General features: G+C 55.8%; 8 protein-coding genes and 1 tRNA gene. 6 read left to right on the forward strand and 3 right to left on the reverse strand.

Going from position 1 to position 10,652, the window contains the following annotated elements; all coding sequences use genetic code 11:
- Positions 1–20 precede the first annotated feature (20 nt).
- Positions 21–443, forward strand: coding sequence for an RNA polymerase-binding protein DksA (gene dksA, locus Q0775_RS15490; protein ID WP_298862866.1), 423 nt, complete (start codon positions 21–23; stop codon positions 441–443).
- Positions 444–543: 100 nt separating this feature from the next.
- Positions 544–1,722: an FAD-dependent monooxygenase gene (locus Q0775_RS15495; RefSeq protein ID WP_298862820.1), complete on the forward strand. Its 1,179-nt coding sequence runs from the start codon at positions 544–546 to the stop codon at positions 1,720–1,722.
- Here the strand turns inward: Q0775_RS15495 and rocF are convergent.
- Entirely contained in the window at positions 1,719–2,639 is a 921-nt protein-coding gene (rocF, locus tag Q0775_RS15500) for an arginase (RefSeq protein WP_298862823.1), read from the reverse strand. The two genes, Q0775_RS15495 and rocF, sit on opposite strands and share 4 nt — an antisense overlap.
- Positions 2,640–2,747: 108 nt before the next feature.
- On the opposite strand from rocF, the gene Q0775_RS15505 reads away from it, so the two are divergent.
- The gene (locus tag Q0775_RS15505) at positions 2,748–3,173 is read left to right on the forward strand and encodes an Lrp/AsnC family transcriptional regulator (protein ID WP_298862826.1); all 426 of its coding nucleotides are present in this window, start codon (positions 2,748–2,750) and stop codon (positions 3,171–3,173) included.
- A gap of 1 nt (position 3,174) precedes the next feature.
- Here the strand turns inward: Q0775_RS15505 and Q0775_RS15510 are convergent, their stop codons facing one another.
- On the reverse strand, positions 3,175–3,630 hold the full coding sequence (locus Q0775_RS15510; RefSeq protein ID WP_298862829.1) for a disulfide bond formation protein B: 456 nt from the start codon (positions 3,628–3,630) through the stop codon (positions 3,175–3,177).
- A complete protein-coding gene (locus tag Q0775_RS15515; RefSeq protein WP_298862832.1) occupies positions 3,630–4,208 on the reverse strand; it encodes a VTT domain-containing protein in 579 nt (192 codons plus the stop codon). The genes Q0775_RS15510 and Q0775_RS15515 overlap by 1 nt, the downstream gene beginning before the upstream one ends.
- Positions 4,209–4,362: 154 nt before the next feature.
- Between Q0775_RS15515 and Q0775_RS15520 the strand changes: the two genes are divergently transcribed.
- From Q0775_RS15520 to Q0775_RS15530, 3 genes are all read left to right on the forward strand, one after another.
- A tRNA-Leu gene (locus Q0775_RS15520) sits at positions 4,363–4,446 on the forward strand.
- Positions 4,447–4,610: 164 nt separating this feature from the next.
- Positions 4,611–5,795, forward strand: coding sequence for an MFS transporter (locus Q0775_RS15525; RefSeq protein ID WP_298862834.1), 1,185 nt, complete (start codon positions 4,611–4,613; stop codon positions 5,793–5,795).
- 874 nt (positions 5,796–6,669) lie between these two features.
- On the forward strand, positions 6,670–10,652 hold a 3,983-nt coding region (locus tag Q0775_RS15530), incomplete at its 3' end, for a cadherin-like domain-containing protein (protein ID WP_298862837.1).

The raw sequence follows: 10,652 nt of genomic DNA on the forward strand, positions 1-10,652 counted from the left end.
CTGTAAAAGATACCGGTAAAATCAAAAAGAAAAATAGCCTTCCTGCGGATTACGTTCCGTCAGAGGATGAGCCTTTCATGAACAACAAGCAGGTCGAGTACTTCCGCTGGAAGCTGCTGGATTGGAAAGCGGAGCTGCTGGAAGGTAGCCGTGAGATGATTGAGACGCTGCAAGACGGGACGCGTAACATTCCTGATGTGAATGACCGCGCCTCCGAGGAGACGGACCGTGCCCTTGAACTTCGCACACGCGACCGCGCACGCAAACTCGTAAACAAGATTGAAGCTGCCTTGCGCCGCATCGACGAAGGTGAATTTGGTTACTGCTCGGTTACGGGCGATCCGATTTCGCTTAAGCGGCTTGAAGCGCGGCCCATCGCGACGATGAGCCTTGAAGCACAAGAAAAGCACGAGCGCCGCGAGAAGGTGCACCGCGACGAGTGATCCGAGGTGCAGCCTTGCTGTGCTGATGCAGTTTTAGGTCTTGAATAATAAAGGCGCCGCAGTGAAAGCTGGGGCGCCTTTTGTGTAAGGGAATGCGGGTATGGCCAAGATAAGCAATGCAATCGTGATCGGGGCTGGCATCGGCGGTCTGACGGTGGCTGCGGCCCTTGCACGGCGCGGCGTTGCGGTCACTGTGATTGAGCAGGCGGCGCAAGTCCGTGAGGTTGGTGCAGGCCTTCAGGTCAGCCCGAATGGTCTTGCGGTGCTGCGTGGATTGGGTCTGGAAAAGCGGCTGGTCGAGCGCGGAGCGGTGCGCGGACAAGCCGTCGTCATGCAGGCCCATGACCGTGCGGGGGATGTGGCGCGGCTGGACCTGACACGGCTCCCGCCCGAACAGACCTACTACTTTATGCACCGCGCCGATCTGATCGAAGTGCTGCGTAAGTCTGCGCTTGAGAACAATGTGAGCTTCGAGATGGGCCGCACGGTCGAGACTGTGGCAGCGGGCGAAATGCCGGAATTGACGCTCACCGACGGGACCACACGGCGTGCAGAGCTGATTGTGGGGGCCGATGGCATCCATTCGCGCGCCCGTGTGGCGCTGAACGGAGCGGATGCACCAATGTTCACCGGACAGGTAGCGTGGCGTGCCATTGTGCCGAACACAGTGGGGCACGGTGATGTCGCGATGGTCACCATGGGGCCAGGGCGACATCTGGTGAGCTATCCTTTGCGCGGGGGGGCTTTGGTCAACCTAGTGGCGGTGGAGGAGCGTGAGGCATGGGCCGAGGAAGGCTGGAACCATGCGGATGACCCAGCCCATTTACGCGCTGCGTTTGACGGGTTCGGCGGACTTGCGGGGGAGATGATCACCGCTGTTGAGACGCCGACCCTTTGGGGGCTGCACCGCCATCCCGTGGCCCCTGTCTGGCAAAAGGGTGGAGTGGCGCTGCTGGGGGATGCCGCCCATCCGACGCTGCCGTTTCTGGCGCAGGGGGCGAATATGGCGCTTGAGGATGCTTGGGTGCTGGCCGATCATGTGGTGCGCGGTGGCACTGCTGCGCTGTCGCAGTACCAGAGTGTGCGGATGCCACGGGTTGCCCGTGTCATCAAGGCCGCCGAGGGCAATGCGTGGCGTTATCACTTGCGGGCAGGTCCTGTCCGCTTTGCGGCGCACAACTTGCTTCGTTTGGGAAGCCGCTTTGCGCCCATGCGGATGCTGGGGGCGTTTGACTGGCTCTACGGGGTGGATGTGACCGCTAGTGCACCGCGGCTTTAGAAAGCGCGGGTCGGCCGGTCAAATACGTTGCGGCCCAATGCGGAGGCTGCAAGATCTACCATAAGCTGTGCTGTGCGGCCCCGCTCGTCCAAAAATGGATTAAGCTCAACCAGATCAAGCGATGTCATCAACTCGCTGTCGTTGATCATTTCCATCACCAGATGCCCTTCACGCACGGTCGCACCGCCTGGAACTGTGGTGCCCACAGCGGGGGCGGCGGCGGGGTCAAGGAAATCCACATCCAGCGAGACATGCAGCATGCCGCCTGCTGCTTCGACACGTTCAAGAAATGCGCCTAACGGCGTGGCGATCCCAGTTTCGTCGATCTGGCGCATGTCAACGCGGGTGATTGCGGTATCCTGCAAAGCGGCCCGCTCGGCTGGATCGACGGAGCGCAGGCCGATCATTGCGATATTCTCAAAGGGGAGCGGTGCGGGCAGGGCAGGCCAATCGGGGAATTCCGAGCGCCCTGTGACGTATCCCATCGGCGTGCCATGTAAGTTGCCGCTGTCTGTTGACTCCAGCGTATGAAAATCGCTGTGCGCATCGAGCCAGAGGACAAAAAGCGGGCGATCTACTTTTGCCGCAAAGCGCATTGCACCAAGGACAGTACCAGCGGCCAGTGCGTGATCGCCGCCCATAGTGATGGGCATCCCACGCGCAAACGACGACTCTGTCGTGTCGGCAAGCGCATGGGTCCATGCAATCGTCTCTGACAGGCGATGCAACTTGGGGTGGGAAGTGTCGGTATAGGGGATCGGGGCCACATTACCGATGTCCGTCACCGTGTGTCCAAGGCTTTGCAACGCTTCGCCAAGGCCTGCGGTGCGGTAAGCGTCAGGCCCCATGATACAGCCGCGACGATTTTTACCACAATCAAGTGGTGCGCCTTGAAGAATACAGTGCTGGGGCTTCATGAGGGGGATTCCTTTATGTGTTTGATCTGGTATATCTTTCACATACGGGAAAAGAATAGGGCGTATTTTGACCGTATTGCTATAATCCTGTGCAAATCGGAGGCGAATATGGACAAAATGGACAATGCCCTGCTGGCAGCGCTGCGCCATGATGCACGTGCCTCTTTGTCGGATTTGGCGGCCCGTCTGGGCGTGTCTCGCGCCACGGTACGCACGCGGTTGGAACGGCTTAAAACGCGCGGTGAGATTGTTGGATTTTCAGTCATCACGGCGGCAGATGTGGCGCGGGACCCCGTGCGCGGCCTGATGATGATCGGGATCGAGGGGCGCGGGGCAGAGCGGATCAAACGCCAACTTGCCGCGATGTCAGAGCTGCGGGCGGTTCATTCGACCAACGGGCGGTGGGATTTGATTGTGGAAATCGGCACAGCGACTTTGGGCCAGTTCGATCTGGTGCTGGACCGTATCCGCCGTCTGGACGGGGTAATCGCGTCGGAGACAAGTCTGCTTCTCAGCACGCAAAAAGCGGGTTAACTCAATCCTGAACCTTGCGCATCGCCTGTATCCACATGGCCGCAAGGCCCAGCGACAAGATTGCATTCCAGCCTGCCATACTGATGCCTGCCAGCTGCCATGCGATATCGTCACAGCGCACCAAGGGGGCGGCGAGGATCTGGTTGAGCAGTTCCTCGGCGCTGACATTATCAACACCGCTTGAGGTGCAGCTGGTCGGACCTTCCCACCAGCCTTGTTCAACGCCGACATGATAAAAACCGATCCCAGCGGTGGTGAGCGCAGCAACAGCACCCATCCATGCCATACGGATTTCTCCTGTAAACAGAATGGCGAGGCCAATGAGGATAGCACTCGCATGGGGCCAACGCTGCCAGAGGCACAACTTGCACGGGGCCATATCGCCCAGATGTTGGAACCCGTAAGCGCCGAGAAGGACCGCAGCAGAGCCGAGAGTGGCCATAAGAATAAATCGCATCACAAAACCTTTATGACAAGGAAACCGCCAACCAACAGGGCGACGGCGAGAGTGAACATTAAGGGCAAGCGTTTTTCGATGAAGTCGCGCACGGGTGCGCCGAATTTATAGAGCAGCAGCGCCACAAGGAAGAACCGCAAACCGCGTGCGAGGATCGAGGTCGCTATAAATGTGCCAAGCGGCATGGCGGTGACGCCCGACATGATGGTGATGACTTTGTAGGGGAAGGGTGTGACACCCGCGATCAGTACGGCCCAGAAACCGAAATTGTTGAACCGCTCCGAGAAGGCCTCCATCGCGTCAGCCTTGCCAAGGGCGTTCAGGATCGGCTCTCCCAAAGCGTCAAAGGCAAGCGCTCCGATCGCATAACCCAACATCCCGCCCAAGACCGAGGCCACCAGTGCGACACCCGCAATCATGAAGGCCCGGCTGGGACGGGCAAGGATCATCGGGATCATGATAATATCGGGCGGTATCGGAAAAACAGAGCTTTCGATGAACGACACAAACGCAAGCACCCAAAGGGCGTGGCGGTGCTCCGCAAGGCTAAGCGTCCAGTCATAAAGGCGTTGGATCATGGCGCACGCTTCCCTTGTCTGCGGGGCTGGGGGTTTCGCCTTCAAAACCATCATGCGCAGGTCAGGTCAAGGGAGTTGCAGCCGAGATGATCAGCGCTGACTTTGACGTTTTTTGACTTGCCTCGCGATCAGCGGCAGGCTACATCGGCGATGTGCCCGAGTGGCGGAATGGTAGACGCAGGAGATTCAAAATCTCCCGCCGCAAGGCGTGCCGGTTCGAGTCCGGCCTTGGGTACCACATACCGCATTTTGATATGGGGCAAACTGCGGTTAAACGGTTTGCCCCCATATCCCTTTCCCCAATATATGACATTTTGCAGTTTAATTCGGGTGTACCGCCCGCATGCAGGGTGTAGCCTTTTCAAAAGCGCTAGTTGGCGTGATCTGTAAGGGGCAGTCGGGATGTCGCGGTTTTCAGTCTTCTTTTTGTATTTTGCTGCGGTATTCCTTCAGGCGGGAGCTTACGGGCTGACCTTCATGCTGCCGCGTTTGTTCGAGAGCTTTGGCGCGAATGAAAAAGTTGTGGGGCTTATGCTCGGCGTAACTGCCGTCTGCACTGTGGTTACTGTGTATTTCTCGGGGCATTTGTCGGATAGGTTCGGACGGCTGAGGACGCTGGGGTGCGCCTGTTTGGCGATTTCGGTGGCACTTGTGCTTTACGGGACTGTTGCAGTTGTCGGCATCTGGCTGGTGGTGGCGAGTGTGCTTCTCGGCTTTGGCTGGGGCCTGACCTACTCCTTGGGGCCGATTGTGCTGACCCGATTGGTAGGGGCTGATGACCGTGTCCGTTATTTTACGCTGCTGTCGGTTTTTGTCATGGCCGGGTTTGGCCTCTCGCCTGTATTGGCTTCTGTGCTGGAAGGCTTTGGCTATTCGGTACGCGATGCGTTTTTGCTCACAGGGGTATTTTGTCTAGTAAGTGCGGTGCTGTTTTTTGTATTGGATGCGCCGATCAAGATCCATGCGCTCGGCCAGCGGGCCGAGGCCCCTTCGCGCATTACGGGGGCTGCCTTGATGGGTGTGGCGCGGTCGAAAGCGGTCTTACCTGTCACCATGGTCTGTCTGGGGGCGAGTGTCTTTGCGGGGCTAAACAACTTTCAAACGGTCTATGCCGATGCGCGCGGTTTAGATTATGCCAGTTTTTTCCTGACATACACAGTTACCGTTGTCGTGTGCCGCCTGCTGCTGGCGCGGTTTAAAGGGGGGGCGAACCCGTATCGGACAATTGCACTTTTGCAGTATGTGATGAGCCTAAGCATCGTTTTGTTCATCTTTAGCGGATCGAACGTTGCGCTATACCTCGTGGTGGCTGTGCTGTTCGGCGTAGGCTACGGCGTGTCCTATCCGATCCTTGTCGCAATGACAGCTAACGATGCTGACGAGGATTTAAGCGCACAAACACTACAGGTTTTTGCGCTGACCTATTTCATTGGTATTTTCGGGTTTCCGCTCATTGCGGGGTGGATGATTGTTGACGTGGGCCCCGTGCCTTTGCTGTGGGTTGTGGCAATTTTGGCAGTGATTGAGGCGTCTTTGGCATTGCGCCGCTCCTTAGCGCACCAGCGACTTGCCGCCAAGCAGTTGTAACTGTGTTCGAATGATGTCCGACAAAAGCTGAAACAGATACAAAGACCCCATTGTCGTCTGATTTTGTCCTAATTATCAATTAATTGATTCGTAAAATTGTGGCAGACCGATACGCAGATCTGCATCAGTTATCTCAAATTTGCGGGATTGGTTCCTTCTTGTGAACAAGGAATTGGAGCGTATTATCGCCTACGAGGGCGTTTCATTTTTGAGATATTCGGGCTGATTGTAACAATGGTGGAAACAGTGACTGCCTTATATTCGCACCGCAGTTTTAAGGATTTGTGATGAAGCCCCTTTTTTTCATAGGGCAAGGGCCCAGCGAAAAGTTTCTTATTTGGAAACAGTAACTCACCAACAATCGGATCGCATGACGTTGGGTTAACCATGTTTTCCGGGTCCAACCTCCCTTGTGACACTTTTCAGACATTTTTCCCTTTGTCCGCTTGGCGTCACTTGGTATCCATAGGGCAGCCCAACTGGGGGGTTGACGACTATTGGTCCGGGGGCGGCCGCACATTTACTGCGTTCAAGAGCGTAGGAGAGGTGCAGTGCCGCATGTTTTGCGACCGCTGCTTATAGATTGGGGAACATCCTGTATGTTTCGCAGTCAGGCCACAATTTGGCCCGTCTCTCTCTCTATCTTGGAGGTAATTGGTGCGTGTTGCTATGGACCAACTATCGGAGCCTTTCGGGGTTTATGAGTTTGAACGGAGAAGAACATGAAGATGTCCTGTCTTACTATATACTTACACACAGGGTTCCATTTTGCGCCCCTGTCGTCGTTTCCGACGGCTCATAAGCACACACACACCTTATCTTACAATCCGGCCGCGTCGCGCGCCGCGCGCGTCGCTGCATAGGAGCACACAACATGATCAGAACAATTGATTTCAATAACCTTACGGCTGGTGAATCTGTAACAGACCAATATGCGGACATCGGTGTTCGTATTGTTGCCGCCGCCACGCCTCCGGGCGCCAATCAGGCGATGGTTTTTGACACAAATAATCCGACAGGCGAGGATGATGATCTGGCGACAGACAACCTCGACAACGTTCTGATCATTTCTGAGGACGGTGATGCGACCGACCCCGATGACAATGCAACAGGCGGTGCATTCAACTTTGAGTTCGACAATCCGGTTGCGATCAAGTCGCTGACATTCCTCGACATCGAAGCGCCCGCGCGTTTGTTGTTCTTTGGTGCAGATGGCGCATTGATCAGTGACCAATTTGTGCCGCCAACAGGCGACAACGGCCAAAGTGTCATCCAGCTGTTTGTGCCGGGCACGGCGCGGTTCGAAGTGGTGCTGCAAGGCTCTGGTGCAATCGATAACCTTGTGTACGAAGACCTGAACGTGGTTGACCCCGTCGATCCGGGCACAGGCGACGGCATTGTATCGGGCGACGATGCCGCCAACACAATCGACCTTGGCTTTACTGGTGATCCGGATGGCGACCGTATTGATGCGGGTGATGCGATCCTTGCAGGCGAAGCGCCTGATGATGACATTGTTGACGCTTTGGGCGGTGATGATACCGTAGAAGCAGGCAACGGTAATGACGACGTTTACGCAGGTTCGGGCGACGATGTCGTCTCGGGCGGGGCAGGCGATGATCTGATCTATGGCGACCGTACGCTGGCGGATGACGACACACCTGTAGCCACTGGCGGCGCGCGCGAAAGCTTTAATTGGAGCGAAGAAGGCTTTATTAACGGCCAGACTGTTGCCAACTTCACGCAGGACACCGGCACTGTCAATGTGACCTTCACCAACGTTTCCTCAACCCCTAAAACTGATTCAACCTTCTCTACCGATGCGCAGCGCATTGAGGGTATTGACGGTCAGGGCGAAACAGTCAGCAGCACAAGCTCGCTTGGGGCTCAAACCCGTGCAGATGGTCAGTTCGAAAGCTACGAGCTTGCGTTCGATACGCCCGTCAACAACGTTGATTTCAACATCAACGAAATCACAGGCGACAGCCTTGTAAGCGTTCGCGCATTTGACGCCGATGGTAACCCGGTTGAAGTAACGCTTGTTGGTGGTGGCGGTCTGACGTTGCTGGATACCGATGGTTTGAACGGCTTGGATACTGCCGACAGTGATGGCGGGTATGCCTCTGCCACGAATCCGTTTTATTCACTGAACGTTGATATCGTTGGCCCAGTTTCGCGGATCGAGATCGAGCATGTCCAGAATGGCGATGGCGGCTCAACCATGAACATCACCGATGTCTTCTTTACCACGGGCGACATTGTTGTTGTGGGAGAAAGCAATGATGATGATTTGTCCGGCGATGACGGCAATGACACAATCTTTGGCGAAACGGGTGATGATACGATCACTGGTGGCGCTGGCGCCGACAGTTTGTCTGGTGGCGACGATGCGGATCTGATTGTCGGTGGTGACGCGGGCGATGTTGTGGATGGCGGCACCGATGGTGACGACAACGACACTCTCGATCTGCGCGACAGTGGCCCCTTGCGTGTTGTTGGGCAGACCCTCGATGCGGATGGCGACTCAACATCGGGTACAGTCGAGTTCCTGAATGCTGATGGTTCCGTTTCCGGTTCCATGACATTTACCGAGATCGAGAACCTGTTGCTGCCACCGATTATTGGCAATGTTGGGCCCGTTGCCGTTGATGATGAAGATTCAACGAACGAAGAAACGGCTGTTATTGTGGACCTTTTGGGCAATGACACAGACGCGGACAACTCCAATGCCGAGCTTTCGATTGCGGCGGTTTCCGTCCCGGCGGCGCAGGGTACCGTGACCGACAATGGTGACGGCACTGTGACCTTTACGCCCGCGCTTGACTTTAACGGCGAAGCGACAATCAGCTACACCGTATCAGACCCTGCGGGACTTGCGGACGATGGCATTGCGACCGTTACAGTTATCCCTGTCAACGATGCGCCTGTCGCTGTTGATGATACGGCAACAACGCCTGTAGACGAGGCCGTTATCGTTGATCTTCTGGGCAACGACACAGATGTCGACAACACCAACGATGAGCTGTCGATTGCCGCGGTTTCTGTTCCTGTTGAGCAGGGGACTGTGGCCGACAATGGTGACGGCACGGTCACTTTCACTCCTGCCGATGGTTTCACTGGCGATGCAACAATCACATATTCAGTATCCGACCCTTCCGGGTTAACAGACGATGGTGTCGCAACCGTGACGGTAACGCCTGCGGCAAATGTTGCACCTGTCGCTAACGATGACGCGGATGAAACAGACTTTAACACTGCAACAACCATTGACCTTCTGGCCAATGACACGGACGTCGACACCCCGCTCGAGGACCTCTTTGTTGTCGAGGCAACAGTCCCTGCGGATCAAGGCACGCTGACCGACAACGGTGACGGCACGTTTGAATTCACGCCTGCGCTCGACTTTGTTGGCGATGCGGTCGTTACCTATACCATTTCCGATGGTGAGCTGACTTCAAGTGCGACCCACACGATCACAGTAAACGAAAATCAGGCGCCACAGGCCTTTGAAGACATATCCTCCACCCCTGAAGAGACCGCCGTTATTGTTGACCTGCGCGGCAACGATATTGATCCTGACAACTCACTGGACGAGCTGACCCTGTCAGACATTTCCGTTCCGGCGGAGCAGGGCGAAGTGGTCGACAATGGCGACGGCACGGTGACCTTCACACCTGCGGCTGAGTTTAACGGCGACGCAACGATCACCTACACAATCACAGACCCACAGGGCCTGTCAGACGTAGGCCAAGCGATTGTAACCGTAACCCCCATCAATGACGCACCTGTCGCCGTTGATGATGAAGGCGAGACCGACGAAGATACCTCTGTGATCGTCAACCTCACGGGCAACGATCTCGATCCCGACAACACTGTTGACGAGCTTTCTGTGACCGCGGTTTCCGTACCCGCCGATCAGGGTACAGTCGTTAATAATGGCGACGGCACAGTCACCTTCACACCTGCAGAGAACTTCAATGGCGAAGCAACCATCACTTATAGCGTCTCCGATCCGGATGGTGCCACAGATGAAGGCCAGGCCATTGTAACCGTTAATCCCATCAACGATGCGCCAGATGCGGTTGATGATACAGATGCGACACCTTTCCAGACTCCTGTCACAATTAATCTTCTTGCCAACGATACAGACATCGACACACCTGTTGCAGATCTGTTTGTGGTTGAGGCTTCTGTTCCGGTGGAGCAGGGCACGCTGACCGATAATGGCGATGGCACGTTTGAATTTACGCCTGCCGACGGTTTTGAAGGTGTGGCGACGGTAAACTATACGATCTCCGATGGTGACCTGACGGATACGGCCAACCACTTTATAACAGTAGAAACAAGCACAGGCCCCCAAGCCTTCGATGATGAGGCCACAACAGACGAAGATATCGCCGTCCTGGTTGATCTGCGCGGCAACGACTCTGATCCCGATAACACGCTCGAAGAGCTGACGATTTCGGACATCACCGTGCCTGCGGATCAGGGAACCTTCGTTGATAACGGCGATGGCACAATTCTCTTTACACCGGCGCCTGAGTTTAGTGGTGAGGTGACAATCACCTATACCATCACTGACCCTGATGGTCTGTCTGATGTAGGCGAGGCTGTTATCACCGTAAATCCAGTTAACGATCCTCCGGTAGCCGTAGACGATACTGCAACCACCGATGAAGAAACGCTGGTAAATATTGTCGTTCTTGATGATGATTTCGATGTGGACGGCGATGACCTGACCGTGACTGCGGCGACTTCGGACGACGGCACGGTTGTGATTAACGGCAACGGCACGCTCGACTTCACGCCGGACCCTGACTTCAACGGCGAAGCTACGATCAGCTACACAATCTCCGA

It is taken from the genome of uncultured Sulfitobacter sp. (assembly GCF_947499945.1).
GTDB lineage: Bacteria > Pseudomonadota > Alphaproteobacteria > Rhodobacterales > Rhodobacteraceae > Sulfitobacter.

Bases quoted from the DNA above. Each gene is read 5' to 3' on its own strand.
- Q0775_RS15510 (WP_298862829.1), bottom strand. From the start codon at position 3,630: ATGCGATTTATTCTTATGGCCACTCTCGGCTCTGCTGCGGTCCTTCTC.
- Q0775_RS15515 (WP_298862832.1), bottom strand. From the start codon at position 4,208: ATGATCCAACGCCTTTATGACTGGACGCTTAGCCTTGCGGAGCACCGC.
- Q0775_RS15495 (WP_298862820.1), top strand. From the start codon at position 544: ATGGCCAAGATAAGCAATGCAATCGTGATCGGGGCTGGCATCGGCGGT.
- Q0775_RS15505 (WP_298862826.1), top strand. From the start codon at position 2,748: ATGGACAAAATGGACAATGCCCTGCTGGCAGCGCTGCGCCATGATGCA.
- rocF (WP_298862823.1), bottom strand. From the start codon at position 2,639: ATGAAGCCCCAGCACTGTATTCTTCAAGGCGCACCACTTGATTGTGGT.
- Q0775_RS15525 (WP_298862834.1), top strand. From the start codon at position 4,611: ATGTCGCGGTTTTCAGTCTTCTTTTTGTATTTTGCTGCGGTATTCCTT.